Source organism: Amycolatopsis heterodermiae (assembly GCF_034929455.1).
GTDB classification, from domain to species: Bacteria; Actinomycetota; Actinomycetes; order Mycobacteriales; family Pseudonocardiaceae; genus Amycolatopsis; species Amycolatopsis heterodermiae.
This window is the reverse complement of record NZ_JAYFSI010000013.1, coordinates 207,826-229,334: the sequence shown is the minus strand read 5'-3', so window position 1 is coordinate 229,334 and position 21,509 is coordinate 207,826. Positions and strand designations below refer to the sequence as shown.

The 21,509-nt window shown below is 72.3% G+C and carries 23 protein-coding genes and 1 pseudogene; 11 read left to right on the top strand and 13 right to left on the bottom strand.

All coding sequences use genetic code 11. The features are described 5' to 3' along the window. Window positions 1-6 precede the first annotated feature (6 nt). The 3 genes from VA596_RS40345 (at window position 7) to VA596_RS40335 (ending at window position 3,832) form a co-directional block, all read left to right on the top strand. The gene (locus VA596_RS40345) at window positions 7-1,083 is read left to right on the top strand and encodes a glycosyltransferase family 4 protein (protein WP_323334631.1); all 1,077 of its coding nucleotides are present in this window, start codon (window positions 7-9) and stop codon (window positions 1,081-1,083) included. 53 nt (window positions 1,084-1,136) lie between these two features. Continuing rightward, a complete protein-coding gene (locus VA596_RS40340; RefSeq protein WP_323334630.1) occupies window positions 1,137-2,285 on the top strand; it encodes a glycosyltransferase family 4 protein in 1,149 nt (382 codons plus the stop codon). A gap of 686 nt (window positions 2,286-2,971) precedes the next feature. Then, complete coding sequence (locus VA596_RS40335; RefSeq protein ID WP_323334629.1) at window positions 2,972-3,832, top strand: glycosyltransferase family 2 protein; 861 nt, start codon at window positions 2,972-2,974, stop codon at window positions 3,830-3,832. Here the strand turns inward: VA596_RS40335 and VA596_RS40330 are convergent. Beyond that, on the bottom strand, window positions 3,829-4,323 hold the full coding sequence (locus VA596_RS40330; protein WP_323334628.1) for a hypothetical protein: 495 nt from the start codon (window positions 4,321-4,323) through the stop codon (window positions 3,829-3,831). The two genes, VA596_RS40335 and VA596_RS40330, sit on opposite strands and share 4 nt — an antisense overlap. A 142-nt stretch (window positions 4,324-4,465) precedes the next feature. On the opposite strand from VA596_RS40330, the gene manB reads away from it, so the two are divergent. Both manB and VA596_RS40320 read left to right on the top strand, forming a co-directional pair. Then, entirely contained in the window at window positions 4,466-5,545 is a 1,080-nt protein-coding gene (gene manB, locus VA596_RS40325; RefSeq protein WP_323334626.1) for a mannose-1-phosphate guanylyltransferase, read from the top strand. 3 nt (window positions 5,546-5,548) lie between these two features. After that, window positions 5,549-6,445 carry a DNA-3-methyladenine glycosylase family protein gene (locus VA596_RS40320; RefSeq protein WP_323334625.1) on the top strand — a complete coding sequence of 299 codons (897 nt, stop codon included), beginning with the start codon at window positions 5,549-5,551 and terminating at the stop codon, window positions 6,443-6,445. Between the two features lie 67 nt (window positions 6,446-6,512). On the opposite strand, the gene VA596_RS40315 is transcribed toward VA596_RS40320, so the two are convergent. The 7 genes and pseudogenes from VA596_RS40315 to VA596_RS40285 all read right to left on the bottom strand — a co-directional run bounded on the left by VA596_RS40315 (window position 6,513) and on the right by VA596_RS40285 (window position 11,453). Continuing rightward, complete coding sequence (locus VA596_RS40315) at window positions 6,513-6,818, bottom strand: hypothetical protein (RefSeq protein ID WP_323334622.1); 306 nt, start codon at window positions 6,816-6,818, stop codon at window positions 6,513-6,515. Beyond that, a pseudogene (locus VA596_RS40310) lies at window positions 6,815-7,181 on the bottom strand (GntR family transcriptional regulator). The gene VA596_RS40315 and the pseudogene VA596_RS40310 overlap by 4 nt, the downstream one beginning before the upstream one ends. A 5-nt stretch (window positions 7,182-7,186) precedes the next feature. Beyond that, entirely contained in the window at window positions 7,187-7,804 is a 618-nt protein-coding gene (locus VA596_RS40305; protein WP_323334620.1) for a hypothetical protein, read from the bottom strand. Window positions 7,805-7,830: 26 nt separating this feature from the next. Then, on the bottom strand, window positions 7,831-8,376 hold the full coding sequence (locus VA596_RS40300) for an NUDIX hydrolase (protein ID WP_323334618.1): 546 nt from the start codon (window positions 8,374-8,376) through the stop codon (window positions 7,831-7,833). Next, the gene (locus tag VA596_RS40295; RefSeq protein ID WP_323334616.1) at window positions 8,373-9,767 is read right to left on the bottom strand and encodes a coenzyme F420-0:L-glutamate ligase; all 1,395 of its coding nucleotides are present in this window, start codon (window positions 9,765-9,767) and stop codon (window positions 8,373-8,375) included. The genes VA596_RS40300 and VA596_RS40295 overlap by 4 nt, the downstream gene beginning before the upstream one ends. Beyond that, window positions 9,703-10,692: a 2-phospho-L-lactate transferase gene (gene cofD, locus VA596_RS40290; RefSeq protein ID WP_323334614.1), complete on the bottom strand. Its 990-nt coding sequence runs from the start codon at window positions 10,690-10,692 to the stop codon at window positions 9,703-9,705. The genes VA596_RS40295 and cofD overlap by 65 nt, the downstream gene beginning before the upstream one ends. Then, window positions 10,689-11,453 (bottom strand): GNAT family N-acetyltransferase, encoded by a 765-nt coding sequence (locus tag VA596_RS40285; protein ID WP_323334612.1) that lies wholly within the window; start codon window positions 11,451-11,453, stop codon window positions 10,689-10,691. The genes cofD and VA596_RS40285 overlap by 4 nt, the downstream gene beginning before the upstream one ends. A 51-nt stretch (window positions 11,454-11,504) precedes the next feature. On the opposite strand from VA596_RS40285, the gene VA596_RS40280 reads away from it, so the two are divergent. From VA596_RS40280 to dapC, 3 genes are all read left to right on the top strand, one after another. Then, the gene (locus tag VA596_RS40280; RefSeq protein WP_323334610.1) at window positions 11,505-11,681 is read left to right on the top strand and encodes a hypothetical protein; all 177 of its coding nucleotides are present in this window, start codon (window positions 11,505-11,507) and stop codon (window positions 11,679-11,681) included. Window positions 11,682-11,793: 112 nt separating this feature from the next. Next, window positions 11,794-12,114, top strand: coding sequence for a ferredoxin (gene fdxA / locus VA596_RS40275; RefSeq protein ID WP_323334609.1), 321 nt, complete (start codon window positions 11,794-11,796; stop codon window positions 12,112-12,114). Then, window positions 12,111-13,202: a succinyldiaminopimelate transaminase gene (dapC, locus tag VA596_RS40270; RefSeq protein WP_323334607.1), complete on the top strand. Its 1,092-nt coding sequence runs from the start codon at window positions 12,111-12,113 to the stop codon at window positions 13,200-13,202. Before fdxA ends, dapC begins: the two co-directional genes overlap by 4 nt. Here dapC and VA596_RS40265 read toward each other — a convergent pair. Beyond that, window positions 13,199-13,810 (bottom strand): TetR/AcrR family transcriptional regulator, encoded by a 612-nt coding sequence (locus VA596_RS40265; protein ID WP_323334605.1) that lies wholly within the window; start codon window positions 13,808-13,810, stop codon window positions 13,199-13,201. The two genes, dapC and VA596_RS40265, sit on opposite strands and share 4 nt — an antisense overlap. Before the next feature lie 82 nt (window positions 13,811-13,892). Here VA596_RS40265 and VA596_RS40260 point away from each other — a divergent pair, with 82 nt between their 5' ends. After that, on the top strand, window positions 13,893-15,299 hold the full coding sequence (locus tag VA596_RS40260) for an FAD-dependent monooxygenase (protein WP_323334603.1): 1,407 nt from the start codon (window positions 13,893-13,895) through the stop codon (window positions 15,297-15,299). Between the two features lie 643 nt (window positions 15,300-15,942). Here the strand turns inward: VA596_RS40260 and VA596_RS40255 are convergent. From VA596_RS40255 to VA596_RS40245, 3 genes are read right to left on the bottom strand one after another with little or no spacing between them, the layout of a single operon-like run. After that, the gene (locus VA596_RS40255; protein WP_323334601.1) at window positions 15,943-16,875 is read right to left on the bottom strand and encodes a CHAD domain-containing protein; all 933 of its coding nucleotides are present in this window, start codon (window positions 16,873-16,875) and stop codon (window positions 15,943-15,945) included. Between the two features lie 39 nt (window positions 16,876-16,914). Beyond that, the gene (gene dapD, locus VA596_RS40250) at window positions 16,915-17,895 is read right to left on the bottom strand and encodes a 2,3,4,5-tetrahydropyridine-2,6-dicarboxylate N-succinyltransferase (RefSeq protein WP_323334599.1); all 981 of its coding nucleotides are present in this window, start codon (window positions 17,893-17,895) and stop codon (window positions 16,915-16,917) included. A gap of 28 nt (window positions 17,896-17,923) precedes the next feature. Further along, on the bottom strand, window positions 17,924-18,331 hold the full coding sequence (locus VA596_RS40245) for a hypothetical protein (protein ID WP_323334833.1): 408 nt from the start codon (window positions 18,329-18,331) through the stop codon (window positions 17,924-17,926). A 56-nt stretch (window positions 18,332-18,387) separates the two neighbouring features. Here VA596_RS40245 and dapE point away from each other — a divergent pair, with 56 nt between their 5' ends. Together dapE and VA596_RS40235 are read left to right on the top strand one after the other, a co-directional pair. Next, window positions 18,388-19,458 carry a succinyl-diaminopimelate desuccinylase gene (gene dapE / locus VA596_RS40240; protein ID WP_323334597.1) on the top strand — a complete coding sequence of 357 codons (1,071 nt, stop codon included), beginning with the start codon at window positions 18,388-18,390 and terminating at the stop codon, window positions 19,456-19,458. 120 nt (window positions 19,459-19,578) lie between these two features. Next, window positions 19,579-20,391, top strand: coding sequence for a DUF3152 domain-containing protein (locus tag VA596_RS40235; RefSeq protein ID WP_323334595.1), 813 nt, complete (start codon window positions 19,579-19,581; stop codon window positions 20,389-20,391). Between the two features lie 61 nt (window positions 20,392-20,452). Here the strand turns inward: VA596_RS40235 and VA596_RS40230 are convergent, their stop codons facing one another. Next, window positions 20,453-21,505: a chitinase gene (locus VA596_RS40230; protein ID WP_323334593.1), complete on the bottom strand. Its 1,053-nt coding sequence runs from the start codon at window positions 21,503-21,505 to the stop codon at window positions 20,453-20,455. Window positions 21,506-21,509: the final 4 nt, after the last annotated feature.

The following is a 21,509-nucleotide window of genomic DNA, read 5'->3' as shown; positions in this document are numbered from 1 at the left end:
AGCCGCGTGCCCGAACTGGTCGTGCTCGCCGAGCAGCTCCTCGCGCCCGTGCCCGGTGGCACCGGGCGCTACACGGCCGAGCTGCTGCCCGCGCTCGCGAAGACCGCCCCGCCGGGCTGGACGGTGTCCAGCGTCGTCGCGCGGCACGCCGACGTCGGCGCGGCCGAGCTCGACGGCGTCGAGGGCCCGCGCGTGCTGCGGCTCCCGCCGCGGGCGCTGATCGGCGTCTGGCAGCTGGGCATTCCCTGGTGGCCGGGCGGCGACGCGGTGCACGCGCCGACGCCGTTCGCGCCGCCGCGCGCCCCGGCCGGGCGGACGCTGAGCGTGACCGTGCACGACACCGTGCCCTGGACCCACCCCGAGACGCTGACCGCGCGTGGTGTCAGCTGGCACCGGTCGATGATCGCGCGGGCCGCGCGCCGCGCGTCCGGGCTGGTCGTGCCGACGCGGGCGGTCGCCGACGAGCTGGCGGTGCTGGTCGACGTCGACGTCCCGGTGCGCGTGATCCCGCACGGCGTGCGCGTGTCCCGGGATTCGGCCGAGGTGGACCTGCCTTCGCGGTACGTGCTGGCGGTGGGCACGATCGAGCCGCGCAAGGGCATCGACCTGCTGATCGACGCCGTCGCCGCGCTGGACGACACGGTGCTGGTGCTCGCCGGGCAGCCGGGCTGGGGCGGTGTCGACCCGGTCGCGCTGGCCGCCGAGCGCGGGCTGCCCGCCGGCCGGCTGCGCGTGCTCGGGAGGGTGCCGGACGCCGAGCTGGCGACCGTGCTGCGGCGGGCGAGCGTGCTGGCCGTGCCGAGCCTCGCCGAGGGCTTCGGCCTGGGGCTGCTGGAGGCGATGGCGGCCGGCGTCCCGGTGGTGCACACGGACGTGCCGGCGCTGGTCGAGGTGGCGGGCGGCGCGGGCGTCACGGTGCCGCGCGGGGACGCCGCCGCGTTGGCGAAAGCGCTGCGTGAAGTGCTCGGGTCACCCGAGCGAGCAGCGGAGCTCACCCGGTCGGGACGCGAGCGGGCCAAGGCGTTCACCTGGCGTCGCGCCGCGGAAGCCGTTTGGGCGATCCACCGGCGAGCACGCGACTGACGGGTTTGCCAGTTCCCCACTATGACGCTGCGTCGCCGCCGTACCCTACGGGGGTGAGCGATGATCCCCGGGTCCTGATCGACGCGACCGCGGTGCCCGCGGACCGCGGCGGGGTCGGCCGCTACGTGGACTCGCTCGTCGCCGCGCTGGACGCGGACGGGGCGCGCATCACCGTCGTCTGCCAGCCGCGGGACCTGCAGCTTTACGATCGGCTGGCGCCGGGGTCACGCATCGTGCCCGCGTCGCCGTCGACGACCACCCGCACCGCCCGGCTGACCTGGGAGCAGGCGACCCTGCCGCGGCTGGTCCGCCGCCTCGGCGCGGACGTCGTCCACTCGCCCCACTACACGATGCCGCTGGCGACGTCGGCCGCTTCGGTCGTCACGCTGCACGACGCGACGTTCTTCACCGACGCCGTCCTGCACTCGTCGGTGAAGGCCCGCTTCTTCCGCGCGTGGACGGCCACGGCCCTGCGGCGCGCGACGGTGTGCGTGGTCCCGTCGGCGGCGACGGCCGCGGAGCTGGCCCGCGTCAGCCCGGTGCGGCACGCGTCGGTGGAGGTCATCCACCACGGCGTCGACACGGAGCGTTTCCACCCGCCGTCCCCGGCGGAGGTCACGGCCGCGCGCGCGGCCGTCGGCCTGGGCCGGACGCCGTACGTGGCGTTCCTGGGGGCGTTGGAGCCGCGCAAGAACGTCCCGGCGTTGATCCGCGGTTTCGCCCGCGCGGTTGCCGGCCGGGCCGATGCCCCGGCGCTGGTCCTCGCCGGCCAGCCGGGCTGGGACACGCAGGTGGAGCGCGCGCTGGACGCGGTCCCGCACCGCCTGCGCGTGATCCGGGCGGGCTACCTGCCGTTCGGCACGCTGGCGGGCTTCCTGGGCGGGTCTTCGCTGGTGGCTTACCCGTCGCTCGGCGAGGGTTTCGGCCTCCCGGTCCTGGAGGCGATGGCGTGCGGAGCGTGCGTGCTGACCACCCGCAGGCTGTCCCTCCCGGAGGTGGGCGGCGACGCGGTGGCGTACTGCGGAGTAGGAGCAGGCGACGTCGCGGCGGCGATCGCGGAGCTGCTGGCCGACCCCGGCCGCAGGTCCGAGCTGGCCACGGCGGCGCAGCAGCGGGCGAAGGAGTTCTCGTGGGCGACAACCGCGGAACGGCACCGGGAGGCGTACGCCAAGGCCTGGTCCCGCCACCTCCGCACCCGCTGACCGCCTTCGGCGGGTTCGCTGCTCTCAGACGGTGAGGACTTCGGTGATCAATCGGCTCGCCCGGCGCCGCCAGTCACCACCCGCGCCGAAGCACCATGCCACCGCGTCGGAGATCCACAGCAACGGACTCCGGGCGCCAGCTGAAAGGTCCGGCGGTCGTGACCGTCGCGGTGATCGCGGGAGTCCAGGACCAGCCGGTGTGCTCGCAGCCCGAGCAGATCCTCCGCCAGGCGTTCGATGCACCGCTGCCGAGCGGCTTCTTCGGTCTTGGGTGCGCACTCGGCGAGGTAAAGCCGAGCGGAGACCGGCGACGCCGCGATCCGGTCGATGAGCATCCGGCGGCGAGGTTCCTTCTCCTTCTTGAAGTGCAGCTCACGCGCGCCGGGTCGACGTCAAGTGGGCGGGCTTCAGGTGACTGCTTGAGGACCCGCTGCGGAACGGCACCGGGAGGCGTACGCCAAGGCCTGGTCCCGCCACCTCCGCACCCGCTGACCTCGTGACTAGAGGGTCGACACCCGTGATCGGAGCGACGACACGGCCGCGGCCACGCGTGTCGACCCTTCAATCACGCGTGTCGACCTTCTGATCACGCGTGTCGGCTCCGGAATCACCGCCGAGGCTTCTTCCAGCTTGCTCCTGGCCCGGGGCACCCGATTCACGCTCGGTGACGCGTGGACAATGGCCGGGTGACTGAGGACTCCCGCTATGGCGATGACGTCGGCGTCGTGACCGTGACCTACTTCTCCGAGGACACCCTCGAGCGGTTCCTCGAGACCCTCGAGAAGGCCACCGAGCGCGAGGTCAAGGTGGTCGTCGCGGACAACGCTTCCGTCGACGGTGCCCTCGACGAGATCACGCGGCCGCGGGCGAACGTGCAGCTGCTCAGCATCGGGGACAACGTCGGCTACGGGACCGCCGCGAACCGCGGGGTCGCCGAGCTCGACGACCGGTACGGCTGGGTCGTCGTCGTCAACCCCGACCTCGAATGGGAGCCCGGTTCGCTCGACGCGCTGCTCGACGCCGCTCAGCGGTGGCCGCGCGGGGGTGCGTTCGGGCCGCTGATCCACGACGTCGACGGCACCGTCTACCCGTCGGCGCGGCTGCTGCCGTCCTTCGGCCGCGGCATCGGGCACGCCGCGTTCGCCAAGGTGTGGCCGGCCAACCCGTGGACCAGGCAGTACCGGCAGGAGACCGGCACGCCGGTCGAGCGCGTCGCGGGCTGGCTGTCCGGCTCGTGCCAGCTGTTCCGCCGGGAGGCGTTCGACTCCGTCAGCGGCTTCGACACGCGCTACTTCATGTACTTCGAGGACGTCGACCTCGGCGACAGGCTGGCGAAGGCGGGCTGGCAGAACGTCTACGTGCCGGCCTCGAGCGTGACGCACGAAGGCGGGCACTCGACGTCGCAGGCGTCGGAGAAGATGCTGAAGGCGCACCACGACAGCGCCTACCGCTACCTCGCCGACCGCCACCAGAGCCTCGCCTGGAAGCCGGTCCTGGCCGCTGTGAAGCTCGGTCTCAAGCTCCGGCTGAAGCTCGAGACCCGCTAGATCCCGTCGAGCCGGCGCGAAAGGTCGGACTTGCCGTTGTTCTGCGTCACCGTCGGCACCAGGCCGGTGTCCTCCGGATCGGGCTCCTTCAGCGGGCTCGTGATCGGCTCGGCCTGGGGCCGGCGGGCCAGCGGCGTCGTCACCGGGGTCTTCGCCGGTGTCTTCATCGGCGTCGTCGGCGACGGCGTGCTCAGCGGCGCGGTCACCTGCTGGCGGCGCCCGCTCGCGACGCCCGAAGCGCCGGAGACCTCCAGCCGCCGGGTCGGCGACTTGCCGGCCAGCGGGTGGTCGTTCTCCTCGATCAGCGACGCCGGTAGCTGCGTGGTCGTGTCCGGGTCCTGGCTTCTGTCGAGGCCGTCGATGGCGGCACGCGGTATCTGCTGCGTGTTCGAGGCGTCCATCGGCGAAATGGCACTGTCCGGTGTCACCACGAACACACCACGCGCCTGGGCTCGTGCGAGCAGGGCGTCCGCCCGATCGCGGGGGTCCATCCCCTCGGCCTCCCGACTGACCCGGGGCCCTCTGGGGAAAGGGCCCGACTGTTTGCTGTCTAGGGTAGGCCCTCTGGGCGACCTCCGTCAGGGTTTCCCGTGGCCAGTCGCTCAGCGGTGCGTGATACAAGAGGAGATTTTCGTGACGTCCGAGGTCGAGGTCGACGCCGTCGTGCTGGTCGGGGGCAGGGGCGCGCGCTTGCGCCCGCTCACCCTTTCGGCGCCGAAGCCGATGCTCCCGACAGCCGGGACACCCTACCTGAGCCACCTGTTCTCGCGCATCAGTGAGGCCGGGATCAAGCACGTTGTGCTGGGCACGAGCTACCGGGCGGAGGTGTTCGAGGAGTACTTCGGCGACGGCAAGGCGCTTGGGCTGGAGTTGGAGTACGTCGTCGAAGATGAGCCACTGGACACCGGGGGCGCTATCCGGAACGTCTACGACAGGCTGCGTGCCGAGCACGTGATCGTCTTCAACGGCGACATCATCTCCGGAGCGGATCTAAGCGCTCAGCTGGGGGTGCACTATGATTCCGGTGCCGATGTCACGCTGCACCTGCAGCGCGTGCCGGACCCGAGCCGGTTCGGATCGGTGCCCACCGACGAAACCGGCCGCGTGCAGGCCTTTCTTGAGAAGACGCCGTACCCGACGACCGACCAGGTCAACGCCGGGTGTTACGTATTCCGCCGCCAGGTGATCGAGTCGATCCCCACCGGGCGCCGGGTTTCAGTAGAGCGTGAGACTTTCCCCGCGCTCCTCGAAAAAGGCGCGCATCTCCACGGTTTTGTCGACGCGTCCTACTGGCTGGACGTCGGCACGCCCGAGGCGTTCGTGCGCGGCTCGGCCGACTTGGTCCGGGGCATCGCGCCGACGTCGGCGCTGCCGGGTCGCGCCGGCGAGTTCCTGGTGCTGGACGGCGCTTCCGTGGCCGAGGACGCCGAGCTGTCCGGTGGTTCGACCATCGGCGTCGCCGCCGTCGTCGGCTCGGGCGCGAAGATCGACGGCTCGGTCCTGTTCGACGGCGCGGCCGTCTCCGAGGGCGCGATCGTCGAGAACTCGGTGCTGGGGCACGGCGCGCGCGTCGGCGCCGGCGCGGTGCTGCGCGGGGTGGTGCTGGGGGACGGCGCGTCCGTCGGCGCCGGGTGCGAGCTGCTCGACGGCGCCCGGATCTGGCCCGACACCGTGCTGCCGGACGGTTCCGTCCGCTTCTCGAGCGACGCGTAGCCGATGTTCTGGCGTCCGGCGTTCGAGGTCGACCTGGGCCGGGTCCTGGGTCCGCTGACGCGCGGGCGCGGGTCGCTCAACATCTTCACCGACGAGCGGGGCATCACCTGGCTGGCGTCGAACACGCCCGACGGTCCCGGCACGCTCGCCCTGCGCAAGCTCACCGACGGCCGGATCGAGGCCGCGGCCTGGGGTGACGGCAAGGATCGGCTGCTCACCGGCGTCCCGGCGCTGCTCGGTGCGAACGACGACGACTCCGGGTTCGTCGCGCACCACGACGTCGTCGCGCGGGCCCGGCGGGAGAACCCCGGCCTGCGGCTGGGTTCGACCGGCGTGGTCTGGGACTGGCTGGTGCTGGCCGTGCTGGAGCAGAAGGTGACCGGCAAGGAGGCGATCCGGTCGTGGGCCGAGCTGTGCCGCCGGTTCGGTGCGCGGGCGCCCGGGCCGGCGCCGGAACGCCTGCGCGTGCCGCCGACACCGGTGGCGCTGCGCTCGTTGCCGGACTGGCACTGGCACGGCGCGGGCGTCGACATCAAGCGCCGGACGACCCTGATCAACGCCGCGCGCGTCGCCCACCAGCTGGAACGCGCGGTCGAGCTGGGCGGGCGCGAGGGCCGGATGCTGCTGCGGCACGTGCCCGGCATCGGCGTCTGGACGGCCGCGGAGATCGCCCAGCGCGCCTGGGGCGACCCGGACGCGGTGAGCTTCGGGGACTACAACATCCCGTCGATGGTGGGCAACGCGCTGCTGGGCGCGAAGCTCGACGACGAGGGGATGGCGGAGCTGCTGGTGCCGTACGCACCGCAACGGCAGCGCGCGGTCCGCTACCTGGAGGCGGCGGGCCACAAGCGCCCCCGCTTCGGCCCCCGCATCGAGCTGCGCGACTACCGCGCCATGTGAGGTTCTAAAGCCGTGAATGTCGCATTGAGAGACTCTAAGTCTCTCAATGCGACATTCACGGACTTGGCTACTGGTGCGGGGGATAGCCGCCTTGCTGGGGCGGATAGCTGGGCTGTTGGCCGGGGTAGCCCTGTTGGGGCGGGTAACTGGGCTGCTGCTGGCCGGGATAGCCCTGCTGGAGTGGGTAACCGGGCTGCTGCGGCGGATAGCCGGGTTGCTGCGGGTAGCCCGGGTAGCCCTGTTGGGGCGGGTAACCCGGGTATTGCTGCGGGTATGGCGGCTGGGTCGGCTTGGCCGCCTTGACCACGAGGACCACGACGGTCACCAGGCCACCGAGCACCACCAGCACGATCAGCAGCATCAGCAGGCTCACGGTCGGCCTTTCCCCTCGTCGAGTGCGGCGCGGACGATCGACAGCGCTTCGGCGTCGGACAGTCCCAGTTTTCGGGTGAGCGCGGCGTACCCGGCGGCCGCTTCCTGGGCCCGGCGGCGCGTCTGGTCACCGGAGGCGCCCACGAAGCTGCCTGCGCGGCCCCGTTTCGATCAGCCCGGCCTCTTCCAGTTCACGGTAGGCCCGCGCGACGGTGTTCGGCGCCACGCCGAGGTCGGCGGCCAGCTGCCGCACCGTGGGCAGCTTCGTGCCGACGGCCAGCGAGCGGTCGTTGATCCGCGCCGCGAGCCCGGAGCGAACCTGCTCGAACGGCGGCACCGAGGACGAGCTGTCGAAGGGGACGATCGTCTTCACCAGCTCTGCGGCCCCGCTCCCGGACCAGGCGGCGGCTGCTGCGGCGGGTGATGACCCGGCGACGACGGCCCGGGTGGCACCGGCACAAAGCCCGGCTGCTGCTGCGGAAATCCCTGCGACGGCGGCGAAGCGAAGCCGCCCGGCTGCTGCGGAAACCCTTGCGACGGCGGCGGAGTGGAGCTGCCCGGCTGCTGCGGGAATCCCTGAGAAGGCGGTTGAGCGAAGCCGGCCTGCTGCGGAAAACCTTGTGAGGGCTGCGGTCCCGGCGCGAAACCCGGCTGCGGAAATCCCTGCGAACCGGGCTGCGGCTGCGGGAACCCTTGCGACGGCGGGGGAGCGAAGTCACCCGGCTGCGGGAACCCCTGCGACGGCGGCGGAGCGAAACCACCCTGCGGCGGGAACCCCTGCTGCGGCGGGAAGTTCGCCCCCGGGAACTGCCCGCCGCCGTTCTTCAGCGCCTCTTCGCGGCGCATCTTCGACACCCGCACCGCCACCACGATCACGAACACGATGACCGCGAGGATCAGCAGGCCGACGACGACGTAGCCGAACGCCCCGCTGCCGCTGCCGCCGCCGGTGTGGATGTGCACCCGCTCGGGGAACTGCGTAGCCATGTGGTCCTCCCTCTCCCGCGCCCAGGCTAGTGCCCGGCACCGACAGGAACGGCCGCTTTCACCAGATCGGCGAGATCTTCCGACCCGGCGGGGAGCGCGTCCACCGGCCACCACCGCAGGTCGTCGGACTCGCTGCTGCGCACCGGCGAAGCGCCCGGCGGGGCGTGCACCGCGTACCGGACGTCGAAATGCCGCGTCGGCAGGCCGAGGGAGCAGGTGATCGGGTGGACGTCCAGGTGCACCGGCGCGTCCCCGATCCGCAGGCCGGCGATGCCGGACTCCTCGGACGCCTCCCGCAACGCGGCCCCGGCCAGCGACACGTCGGACGGCTCGCAGTGCCCGCCCAGCTGCAGCCAGCGGCCGACGCGCGGGTGCAGCGTGAGCAGCACCTGCGTGCCGGTGTGGTCCAGCAGCACCGCCGACGCCGTCAGGTGCCCGGCCTCGCACGAGCGGCGGCAGGAATCCTCACGGGCCGCGAGGAACCCGAGGAACGCCTGCCGCAGGGACTCCTGGGACGCCAGAGCAGGCCGCCACGAACCCAGCGTCGTGACGGCGTCCGCGTGCAGGCTCACAGCTCCAGCAGCCCTTCACCCGGCGTGGCCGAGACCCGCGGCTCCGGCTCGGTGAGCGGGATGCCGATCGCGACCGAGCCCAGCGGCTGCCAGCGCTCGTCCAGGCCGAGGACGTCGCGGACGATGTCGGCGGCGAAGATCGTCGAGCCGATCCAGCACGAGCCGAGGCCTTCGGCCGCCAGCGCGACCAGCAGGCCCTGCACCGCGGCCCCGCCGGCGACGGTGAACATCGTCTTCTCGCAGTCGTTGCGGCGCGCGTCGGGGTAGGTGTGCGCGCCGTCCGGCACGAGGAACGGGATGACGATTTCCGGGGCCCGGTAAAGGATGTCGCCGCGGCTGAGCCGCTTCGCGACCTGCTCCGGGGTGAATTCGTCGCCGTTGAGGTCGGCCTGCCACGATTCGCGCATCGCGTCGAGCAGTTCCTTGCGCTTCGCGCCGTCGCGCAGCCAGACGAACCGCACCGGGTGCGTGTGGTGCGGCGCGGGCGCGGTGAGCGCCGAGCCGACGGCCCGCCGCATCGAGATGGGCGACACGGGAGCGTCGCTGAACTGCCGGACCGACCGCCGCACCGGCACGGCCTCCCGGCGGCCCTGCGCGATCGCTTCGTTGGCGCCCAGCCGGAAGAGGTCCTCTTCGAGGGGACGGATGAGCGTCCGGGCGTTCGAGCCGTCGTCCTCCAGGACGAGCCCGCGGACGACGGCGACCGGCGTCCCGCCCAGCTTGCCCTTGACGAGGTCGGCGGCCGAGGCCAGCTCGTCGGCGATCGCGACCTCGGTGACGGCCAGTTCGTTGCCCTGACCGTCGATCGTCCCCCGGTAGGCGTGCAGCACGCGCAGCCCGGACGCGCCGATCGCGTTGTCGGTCTGCCCGACCCGCCAGGCGCGGCCCATGGTGTCGGTGACGACCACGGCGACCTCGACGCCGAGCCGCTCCCGCAGGCCGTTGCGCAGGGCCAGCGCCGACGCGTCGGGGTCGGCCGGCAGCAGCGCGACCTCGTCACCGGCCACATTGGACGCGTCGATCCCGGACGCCGCCTGGACGATGCCCAGCCGGTTCTGGGTGATGACCGTGCGCGCGATCCGCGCGACGATTCGCACGGCCTCCTGCTTGACGAGGTCGCGGCGCGCGGCGTCCCGGGCCTCGGGGTCGGTCGGCACGCGGACGAGCCTGCCCTCGGCCTTCGAGACGATCTTGCTGGTCACGACCACGACGTCACCCGAGCGCAGCCACGGTGCGGCGGTGACGATCGCGCCGGTCAGGTCGTCACCCGGGCGGAACTCCGGCAGCCCGGTGACGGGCAGGATCTCCAGCTTGGCGGAAGCGTGATCACTCAACGGGGGCTCCAGCGAGTTCGAGCGCCGCGCGGGCCATCGCCGCGGTCGCGTCCACATCGGACATCAGCAGTGGCACGTCGCGGACGGTCACGCCCGGCACGTCGGCCGTCTCGCCCTCGGCGATCAGCCAGCCGTCGAGCACGCCGTCGTCCTTGCGCGAGCCGTAGTGCCGGCCCACCGCCTCGGCCGACGTCTCGACGCCGATCGCGGTCAGGCACGCGTCGGCCATCCCGCGCAGCGCCTTCCCGCCGATGATCGGGGACACCCCGACGACGCCGGCCGACGTCTTGCGCAGCGCGTCCCGGATCCCCGGCACACCGAGCGTGGTGCCGACCGACACCACCGGGTTCGACGGCGCGAACAGCACGGCGTCGGCGCCGGCGATGGCTTCGAGCACCCCGGGCGCGGGCTTGGCCTCGTCGTTGCCGACGGCGACGATCGAGTGCGCCTTCGGCTCGGCGCGGTAGCGCACCCACCACTCCTGGAAGTGGATGGCCTTCTGCTGGCCGTCCTGCTCCGGGTCGTCGATCACGACGTGCGTCTCGACGCGGTCGTCGGACATCGGCAGCAGCCGGACGCCGGGCTGCCAGCGGTCGCACAGGGCCTCGGTCACCGCGGACAGCGGGTAGCCCGCGCGCAGCATCCGGGACCGGATCAGGTGGGTGGCGATGTCCTTGTCGCCGAGCCCGAACCAGTCCGGGTCGGCGCCGTAGGCCGCCAGCTCCTCCTTGACCACCCAGGTCTCGCCCGAGTGCCCCCAGCCGCGTTCCTTGTCGATCCCGCCGCCCAGGGTGTACATGCACGTGTCCAGGTCAGGGCAGATCCGCAGGCCGTGCATCCAGACGTCGTCGCCGGTGTTGACCAGCGCCGTCACCTCGTGCGGCGACTCGCTCGCACCCTCCGGCGCCATGCCCAGCGCCGCCTTCAAACCCAGCAGGAAGCGGGCTCCGCCCACTCCGCCGACCATCACCACGATCTTCACGACGTCGAATCCTCCTCTCCCCCGAAGCGCGTACCGGGTTCGGGCACCCAGTACCGGTATCGGTGGTGCGGGGCGTACCCGAGCCCCGTGTAGAGCGCGAGCGCGCCCGAGTTGGCCTCCGCGACCTGCAACACCGCGCGGCCGGCTCCCTGTTCCACGCCCCACGTGCCGAGGGCGGCCATCAGCGCCGACGCCAGCCCGCGGCGCCGGAAGGCCGGGGCGACCTCGAGCCGCCCGACGTGCAGCCAGCCGTCGACCAGCGCCCCGCGGACGACGCCGGCGGTGGCGCCCTCGAGCGTCGCGACCCCGTAGCCGACCTTCCCGCCGGTCAGCACGAGCCGCGCGGCCTCGGTGTCCTCGCCGGGACCGAGCGTGAGCTCCCACCAGCCGTCCGGCGGCTCGTCGTGCACCGTGACGCCGTCGACGGCGGGCGCGGCGGCCAGCGAGGCGGTGAGCACGACGACCTCGTGCCCACGGCGGTGGCGGGTCGCCTGGACCCAGCCCTCGGCGACGATCGCGCGCTCGTTCGGGCTGTCGCGCAGCACCTGCACCATCGGCTGGATCCCCCGATCGTGGGCGAAGTCACACACCGCCCGCAGCGCCCCGGGGACCGGTCTCCCGGCGTCCCCGACCGCGAGCGCGCTGTTCGCGCGGCCGGTGAAGCCGTCCGCCCAGCGCAGGACCCAGTCGCCCAGCGGCTCCTCGGCCAGCGGCGGCCAAGCCCGGCTGCAGCGGATCTCGAGCATTTCGGCAGCGTTCACGGCTAGATTGTCCCTGAGGCGGCGAACCGATTTCCGAAGGAGGCCGGTGCGATGGGCGTCCAGCGCAAGGACGAACGGCACAAGGAAGAGCTGGTCGACGACATCTCCGAAGGCTTCAACCGCGCTGTCGGGGCGAAGCCGGACGAAGAGGGCGTACCGGCCAAGCCCAAGTTCGTGATCACCGGCGATGCCCGCGCCGTGCCGCCCAAGCGACGCCGCGACCGTTGATCTCCGCCATACCCCGAGTATGGCTAAGGGTTGCCTCACCATCCCGACCGGTGCCCGTGCCGCGTAATGTCGGCGGCGACTGGCTGTTGGCAGAGAAAAGCAGGAGTGCGCAGTGACCTACGTGATCGCCGAGCCCTGCGTCGACGTGCTCGACAAGGCGTGTATCGACGAGTGCCCCGTGGACTGCATCTACGAGGGCGAGCGGATGCTGTACATCCACCCGGACGAGTGCGTCGACTGCGGCGCCTGTGAACCGGTCTGCCCGGTCGAAGCCATCTATTACGAGGACGACGTCCCGGACACCTGGTCGGACTACACCAAGGCCAACGTCGACTTCTTCGACGAGCTGGGCTCGCCCGGCGGGGCGTCGAAGGTCGGCAAGACGGCCCACGACCCGGGCTTCATCAAGGCACTGCCCCCACAGGGCGAATGAGCCGCGTCGCGCTGCCCGACTTCCCCTGGGATTCGCTCGCCGAGGTCAAGGCCACGGCCCAGGCGCATCCCGGCGGGGTGGTCGACCTCTCCATCGGCACGCCCGTCGACCCGGTCCCGGCGGGCATCCGCGACGCGCTGGCGTCGGTCTCGGAGATCCCCGGGTACCCGACGACCCACGGCATCCCGGCCCTGCGCGCGGCCGCCATCGCCGCGCTCGGCCGTCGGCACGGGGTCACCGGCATCGAGCCGGACGCCGTGCTGCCGACGATCGGGTCCAAGGAGGCCGTCGCCTGGCTGCCGCGGCTGCTCGGTTTCGGCGAGGGTGACGTCGTCGTCATCCCGGAGCTGGCCTACCCGACCTACGAGGTCGGGGTGCTGCTCGCGGGCGCGTCGATCCTGCGGTCCGACGGCTTGACGGCCCTGGGCCCGCAGAAGCCGGCGATGATCTGGATCAACTCGCCGTCCAACCCGACGGGCAAGGTGCTGCCCGTCGAGCACCTGCGCAAGGTCGTCGAGTGGGCGCGCGAGCGCGACGTCGTCGTGGTCTCCGACGAGTGCTACCTGGCGCTCGGCTGGGAGACCGACCCGCTGTCGGTGCTGCACCCGGACGTCTCCGGCGGCAGCACCGAAGGCCTGATCGCGGTGCACTCGCTGTCGAAGTCGGCAAACCTGGCCAGCTACCGCGCCGGGTTCCTGACCGGTGACCCGCGCCTGATCGCGCAGCTGCTGGAGATCCGCAAGCACGCGGGCATGATCGTGCCGCGCCCGGTCCAGGAGGCCATGGTCGCCGCCCTGACCGACGACGAGGCGCTCGGGGCCCAGCGCGAGCGGTACGCCCGCCGCCGGCTCGCGCTGCGGAAGGCGCTGGAGGACAACGGGTTCCGCATCGACCACTCCGAAGCCGGCCTGTACCTCTGGTCCACCCGTGACGAGGACGCCCACCAGACCGTGGCGTGGCTCGCCGACCGCGGCATCCTGGTCGCGCCGGGCACGTTCTACGGCCCCACGGGCGGCAAGCACGTCCGCATCGCGCTGACGGCGACGGACGAGCGCATCGACGCGGCCGTGGAGCGGCTGAGCGCCTAGTAGTCGCGGCCGGTGAAACCCCGGTAGACGAATCGGGTGAGCGCCTCGACCGCCTCTTCGTCGGTCGGCGGCGTCCAGTGCGCCGGTTCCGGGTCGAGCAGCCACATCTGCGCGAAGTTGTCGACGAGCTGGTACATCATCACGATCGACAGGTCCGTGCTCGCCGGCAGCCGCATCCCGGCCGCGGTGACCCGGTCGAGGTGCCCGGCGATGTCGGCCGCCTGGGACGCGCCGAAGCCGGCCAGCGTCCGGGCGAAGTCGTCGTTCACCATCGCCGCCTGGTTCAGCGCGCGCATCGTCGCCGCGTGCTTCTTGTAGAACTCCCAGTACTGCGTGACGTGCCAGCGCACGGCCGCCGGGTCGCTGAAGTCCGACAGGTGGTCCTCGCCGGCCGCGTTCTCGTCACCCTCGGCGCCCAGGTCGGCCAGGAGCGCCTCGAGCAGCTCTTCCTTGCTCGCGAAGTGGTTGTAGAACGACCCCGCGGCGCGCCCGGCCTCCGCCGTGATGTCCGTGATCTTGGTGTTCAGGTAGCCCTTCCGCGCGAACACGCGCCGAGCGGCGGCCTTCAGCGCGACCTCGGTCTCGGCGGCCTTCTCCTTGCGGTTCACCCGGCACCTCCCTTGACGCAGGACGCTAGCAGTGTCATTCTGAATCCAGATTCACTGAATTGTTATTCACTGGGAGGACGACATGGACACCACGGTGCTGATCGCGGGGGCGGGCCCGACCGGGCTGACACTGGGCATCGAACTGGCGCGGCGCGACGTCGCCGTCCGGATCATCGACAAGGCCGAGACGTACTTCGTGGGCTCGCGCGGAGACGGCATCCAGCCGCGCACGCTGGAGGTCTTCGAGGACCTCGGGGTGCTCGACTCGGTGCTGGCCGCCGGGGCCGCGCCGGTGCCGATGCAGATCCACCTCGGCGGCGAGGTGGTCGGCGAGCGCATGATGTTCGACCCGGTCGAGCCGACGCCGTCGAAGCCGTACCCGACCGGCTGGTTCCTCGGCCAGTCGCAGACCGAGGGCATCCTGCGTGACCGGCTGGCCGAGTTCGGCGTGCGCGTCGAGCTGGCCACGGCGCTGACGGGCTTCGAGCAGGACGACGACGGCGTCACGGCCACGCTGAGCACGGGGGAGACCGTGCGCGCGGCCTACCTGGTCGGCGCCGACGGCGGTAAGAGCTTCGTGCGGAAGGCGCTGGGGATCGCGTTCGAGGGCACCACCGACGAATCGATCCGGATGCTGCTCGGCGACGTCCAGGCCGAGGGCCTCGACCGCGGCTACGGCCACTGGTTCGCGGCGCCGGAGAACCCGATGAGCGGCATGATGTTCAGCCCGCTGCCGGGCACCCCGCACTTCCAGTTCGGCTCGCCGCTCGGCGACGGTGATGTGGAGGTGGAGACGGCGCTGCCCGCGGTCCAGGCCCGGCTCGACGAGCTGACGGGCGGCACGGTCAAGCTGTCCGACCTGGCGTGGTCGACGGTCTGGCGGCCGAACGTCCGCCTGGCCGCCCGGTTTCGCGAGGGCCGGGTGTTCCTGGCCGGCGACGCGGCGCACGTCCACCCCCCGACCGGCGGCCAGGGCCTCAACACCGGCGTCCAGGACGGCTACAACCTGGGCTGGAAGCTCGCCGACGGCTCGCCGGAGCTGCTCGACAGCTACGAAGAGGAGCGCCGGACGGTCGCGGCCCGGGTCCTGGGAGTCTCGACGGGCCTGCTGCAGAAGTACAAGGACGGCGACGAGGACGCCCACAAGCGCGGCGAGGACACCCAGCAGCTGGACATCACCTACCGCGGCGGCCCGCTCTCCCCGGCCGGCACGGGCGCGCTGCAGCCGGGCGACCGCGCCCCGGACGCCCCACTGACCGACGCCAACGGCAAGCGCGTCCGCCTGTTCGAGCTGTTCCGGGGCCCGCACGCAACGGAACTGGTCTTCGGCGACGGCCCCTCCGAGGGCTATCGCATCCTGCCCGCGGGTAGCACGGCAACGGGCCCGGACCTGGTCGACGAGGGCGGCCACGCGTACGCGGCATACGACGCCGATGGCGGCCGCAAGGTGCTGATCCGCCCGGACAACTACGTCTGGTCGATCTCCTGACGAAAGCGCCCCTTTTCCACCGCTCGTCCGGCCCGGAGACGTCACTTTCCCTAGGAAAGATGCGTACCGGGGCCCTGAAGCCGCATCTTTCCCGGCGAAAGCGGCGGGTCAGGCGTGCAGAGCCTCGGCGGGGGCGGGTGAGGTCCGTTCGGGAGCAGATCGCGACGGGCGGGCGGCAGCCACGCGGCTCGGTCGCGAGTCGCACTGGTCGCCTTTCAGTGAGACGTGACGCGGCTCAGGCGTGCAGGGCCTTGGCAGCGGCGTCGACGGCTTCCCAGGAGGCTCACCACGTCGCCTGGGGGTTGGTTCGGCGGGCCGGTCCGCGCTCGGCGGTGCGACGACCGGTCTTGGCGCGGGGCGTGTGGGGGAGGCCCGTTCTGGGGCGGATCGCGGTAGGGCAGGTGGCGGTCACGCGGCTCGGTCGTGAGTCGCGCTGTAAGGCGTGACGCGGACCAGGAGTGCAGGGCCGTGGTGTCGACGGCTTCGCAGGATGCTTGCCCCGTCTCGGCCCAGCGGGTCGGCTCGCGCTCGGCGGTGCGGCCGACCTCGGTGCCGGGCGGGTGGGAAGTCCGTTCGGGGGCGGATCGCGATAGCGGCGGTCACGCGGCTCGGTCGTGAGTCGCGCTGGTAGGCGTGACCCGGCTCAGGCGTGCAGGGCCTGGGCAGCAGCGTCGACGGCTTCCCAGGAGGCTCGCCACGTTGCTCGCGCCTCGGCCCGGCGGGTCAGCTCGCGCTCGGCGATGCGGCCTGCGACGAAGCCGACCGCGCTGTCGCCCGTGTCCAGGACCGTGCGCATCCGCTCGGCCGCCAGCACCGCGTCCTGGTGGTCGCCCAGCACCGTCTGGAAGTCCTTCGTGGCCTTCAGCAGCTGCTTGATCCGCGCGGCCTGCTTCTTCTTCGCCGACGTCTGGGCCAGCTCGGCGGCGTACCGCAGCTTCTTGCCGTGGATGCGCAGGGCGTGCAGGTCGTCGTCCGGCGGGTCGGCGGGCAGGGCGCGCACGGCCTTGGTGAGCTTGCGGTGCGGCTTGGCCAGCGCGGCGATCAGGTCGCGCTGCGGAACGTCCACAGTGGACGGCGCCGCGCGCGTCAGCAGGCTGACCTCGCGCAGCAGTGTCGAGTACCGGGCGCTGGACAGGGCCCGGGTCAGCCGCCGCTTCGCCGTCGCGCGCTCGGAGACGAACCGGGACACCAGCTGCCGGCCGGCGGGCTGGTCGCGGACCTCGAAATCGGCGATGACCTCGCGCAGGTGCCCGATGAGGACGTCGTGGTCGCGCACCTCGCCGAGTGACTGGCCGAGCCAGCCCAGCTCGGCCCGCACCGGCTCGGCGCCGTCGCCGACCAGCTCACCCGAGAGCTTCAGCACGCTGCGCATCCGCCGCAGGGCGACGCGCATCTGGTGCAGGTCCTCGGGGTCGGCCCCGGAGCGCGTGCCCGGCTCGTGCGCGAGCAGCGCCCGGATCTCCCGGTCGAGCTTGGCCCGCACGTGGTGGCCCGCCGGATCGGCCGGCCCAGCCTCGATCGGCGCGTCCGGCAGCCCGAGCTCGGCCGGGGTCAGGGGCAACGATTCGGTGGTCACCACATGAATGGTAGGTGAACAAACCGAGCTGCGACGGTCTCAGTTGGCGTGCAGCATCGCGTTCAGCTCGACGCCGGAGCCCGCCCGCGCCACGACCTCGACCGCGCCGGTGCCCGAGTTGCGGCGGAAGACCGCGCCCGAGATGCCGTTGAGCTCGCGGGCCTTGACGACCTTGCCCTCCACGACGACCTTGGTGCCCGCCGTGACGTAGAGCCCGGCCTCGACGACCGTGTCGTCACCCAGCGAGATGCCGACGCCGCCGTTCGCGCCGATCAGGCAGCGCTCGCCCAGCGAGATCGTCTCCTTGCCGCCGCCCGAGAGCGTCCCCATGATCGACGCGCCGCCGCCGACGTCGGAGCCGTCGCCGACCACCACGCCGGCCGAGATCCGGCCCTCGACCATGGACGCGCCGAGCGTGCCGGCGTTGAAGTTCACGAAGCCCTCGTGCATCACGGTCGTGCCGCTCGCCAGGTGGGCGCCGAGGCGGACGCGGTCCGCGTCGCCGATCCGGACGCCGGCGGGCATGACGTAGTCGACCATCCGCGGGAACTTGTCGACGCTGTAGACGGTGACCGCGCCGCGCGCCCGCAGCCGCAGCCGGGTCGCCTCGAAGCCCTCGACCGGGCACGGGCCGTGGTTGGTCCACACGACGTTCGCCAGCAGGCCGAACAGGCCGTCGAGGTTCTGGCCGTGCGGGCGGACCAGCCGGTGCGAGAGCAGGTGCAGCCGCAGGTAGACGTCGTGGGTGTCCACGGGCGCGTCGGCCAGCTTGCCGATCGTCGTGCGGACGGCGACGACCTCGACCCCGCGGTCGGTGTCCGGGCCCAGCAGGCCCGCGGCGGCCTCGCCGAGCAGCTCGGTGGCCTCTTCCGCGCTGAGCCGCTCGGTGCCGGCGGTGCCGCCGCCGGTCAGCTTGGGCTGCGGGAACCAGGTGTCGAGGACCGTCCCGTCGGTAGCGACGGTGGCCAGCCCGACGCCGGTGGCGCCGGTCGTTTCGGGGTTCGGGGTCTGCTCGCTCACGGCCCCAACCGTAGTGGAGTGACCTGGGTCAACCCGCCGTGGGCCGGGCGTCGACCTGCTTCTTCAGCCCGCCGAGGGCCGCGGCGATGTCGACGAGCGCCTGCGTGCAGGCCCCGCCCGGGTCCGCGACCGTGGTGCAGCCCGCGCCGCGGAACGCCCCGATGGCCCGTTCGAGCCCGGCCGCCTCGGTGACCAGCTGCGGGTCCTTGTCGCCCGCGCGCTTGCGGGCCGAACCGGGGATGCTGCCGAGTTCGGTGACGTACTTCTCGCAGCCCTTCGGCAGCTGCCGCTGCGGGCTCGCGAAGCACTGGTCGGCGGTCAGCGCGTCGAGCTTCGTCGGGAGCGCGTCCGGCCCGGGTTCGCCGCCCTGCTTGGGCGTCGGTCCGGCCTCGGTGCCGCAGCCGGACAGGAGCAGGACCAGCAACGCGCCGCCCACGGCGACCGGGAACCTAACCACGCACCCACGGTAGCCCTGCCGGTAGCGTGCCGGTCATGAGCCTCGACCTGCACGCCGACCCCGTCGACCTCACCGCCGCCCTGGTGGACGTCTTCAGCGTCTCGGGCAGCGAAGCCGAGCTCGCGACGCTGGTCCAGGAGGCGCTGGAGAAGCAGGCGCCGCACCTCGAGGTCGTCCGCAACGGGGACGCCGTCCTGGCGCGGACCCACCTCGGCCGCGGGTCGCGGGTCGTGCTCGCCGGGCACCTGGACACGGTGCCGGAGAACGGCAACCGGCCGTCACGGCGTGAGGGCACGGGTGACGACGAGATCCTGTACGGCCTCGGCACGGTCGACATGAAGAGCGGCGACGCGGTGTTCCTGCACCTCGCCGCGACCCTGCCGGAGCCGAAGCACGACATCACGTTCGTCTTCTACGACAACGAAGAGGTCGAAGCGGTCAAGAACGGCCTCGGCCGGATCGAGCGCGAGCTGCCGGAGTGGCTGGCCGGTGACCTGGCGATCGTCGGCGAGCCGTCGAACGGCGACATCGAGGCCGGCTGCCAGGGCACCATGCGCGTCGAGCTGCGGTTCGCCGGCAAGCGCGCGCACACCGCGCGGGCCTGGATGGGCGAGAACGCGATCCACGCGCTGGCCGACCCGCTGCGGCGGCTGGCGGAGTACGAGCCGCGGATCGTCGACATCGACGGCCTGACCTACCGCGAGGGCCTGCAGGCGACGTCGGTCAGCGGCGGGGTGGCCGGCAACGTCGTCCCGGATGCGGCGGTGCTGACGGTGAACCACCGCTTCGCCCCGGACCGCGACCCGGCGGCGGCGGAACAGCACCTGCGCGAGGTCTTCGACGGCTACGAACTGTCCGTTGTGGACCTTTCCCCGGGCGCCCTGCCGGGCCTCTCGGCCCCGGCGGCGGCGGAACTGGTGGCCGCGGCGGGCGGCCGGGCGGCGGCGAAGCTGGGCTGGACGGACGTCGCGCGCTTCGCGGCCTTGGGCATGCCGGCGGTCAACTTCGGCCCGGGCAACCCGACCCTGGCGCACACCCAGCAGGAGAACGTCCGCACGGCGGAGATCCGCCAGGTGACGGACGTGCTGCGCAAGTTCCTGGGCTGAGTGTCGGGCGTCACACCGGAAGGCCCTGAACTGCGGTGAAGCCCTAGAGTCGCGCGGGCTTGCAACCTTTCCCGTCCGCGAGCCGTATCCACTGGTGAAGCCGCCTGTTGGGGAGGAACCATGCCGAAAACCGCCGCGAGACGGGCCGCGGTCGGCGCCGTGCTCGCCCTGGCGGTCGTCGGCGCCGTGACCGCCTGTGAAGGCCAGCCCGTCGCCGCGCCCGCGGCCGGGCCCGTGGTCGTGGCCATCGGGGACGCGACGTCCGTGCCGCCGCCGCCCGCTGAACAGCCGGTGCAGGCGCAGCAGCCGCCGACTCAGGCGCAGACCGTCCTGATCACCTTCCCGCAGACCGGCTCGGGGCAGTGGATGTTCACCCCGGGCAGCGACCAGGTGGCCGGCACCCAGGGCCGGCTCATGCGGTACCGGATCGCGCTGGAGACCGACATCGACGGCGTCGGGCCCGCCGAGTTCGCCAAGGACATCCGGACCATCCTCGGCGACCCGCGCGGCTGGACCGGCGGCGGCGAGTGGCGGCTGCAGCAGGTCGGCCCGGACGACAGCGCCGACTTCACGATCTACCTGGCCACCCCGGCGAGCCGCGACAAGCTCTGCGGCGGCACGCCGGACAGCTACACCTCGTGCCGCAACGGCAGCAACGTCGTGCTCAACGTCGCCCGCTGGGCCAACGCCGTCCCGAACTACGGCGCGCCGCTCGCGCTGTACCGCCAGTACATGGTCACGCACGAGACCGGGCACCGGCTGGGCCACGGCCACGAGCTCTGCCCCGGCGCCGGAAAGCCGGCGCCGGTGATGGAGCAGCAGACGCTCGGCCTGCACGGCTGCGTCCCGAACCCGTGGCCGTTCCCGGACGGCCGCTCCTACGCCGGCCCCTCGGGCGAGTACAACGACCCCATCCCCGAAGGCACGTCGTAAGTCCGTGAAGGCCACATTGAGGGACTCTACGTCCCTCGATGTGGCCTTCACGGACCTTGGATCAGCGGCCCTGCAGGGACTTGACGTTGTTGCCGAACGTCCAGGACTTCGAGCCGTCCCAGTTCAGGGACCACGTCATCAAGCCCTTGAGTGACGGGATCGCGCGCCACGCCTGGGAAACCAGGCTCGTCGACATGTAGCCGCCGCCCGCGCCCGGCTGGGCGGGCAGGCCCGGGACCTGCTTGTCGTAAGGCACCTTGATCGTCGTGCCCTGGACGACCAGGCCCTGGTTGAGGCAGTTCGTCTGCGCGGTGAAGCCCTGCACCGTCCCGGCCTGGTACGAGTCGCCGGAGCAGCCGTACATCGAGCCGTTGTAGTACTGCATGTTCAGCCACCACAGCCGGCCGTTGTCCGCGTACTTCTTGACGATCGGCAGGTACGCGCCCCAGATCGAGCCGTACGTGATGCTGCCGCCGGTCACGTAAGCGGTTTCCGGCGCCATCGTCAGCCCGAAGTTCGACGGCATCTTCGCGAGCACGCCGTCGATGATCCGGATCAGGTTCGACTGTGACGCCGAGAGCGTCTTGATGTTCCCGCTGCCGGTGAGGCCGGTCTCGATGTCGATGTCAATGCCGTCGAAGTTGTACGCCTTCAGGATCGGCACGATCGTGGCGACGAACTTGTCCGCCACGGCGGACGACGAGAGGTCGATCCCGGCGGCCGCGCCGCCGATCGACATCAGGAGCGTCGAGCCCGCGGCCTTCGCCGCGCACATCTCGGCGGGCGTGGACACCTTGACCCCGGCGTCCATCCCGTTCTCCCAAAGCACCGTGCCGTCGGAGCGGATCACCGGGAAGGCGGCGTTGATGACGTTGTACCCGTGCTGCGCGATGCGGCTGTCGGTGATGGGCACCCAGCCCAGTCCGGGGTGGACGCCGTTCGCGGCGCCGTCCCAGTTCTCCCAGTAGCCCTGCAGGACCTTGCCGGCGGGCCGGGACTTCACCGCGCACGTGTCGGCCTGCACCGCCCCCTGCGCGGGGGCCGACACGAGCAGCGGGACAGCCAGCGCCGCCGCCAGAAGGGTTCCGAAAAAGCGGGTTCTCCGACCGGACATACCG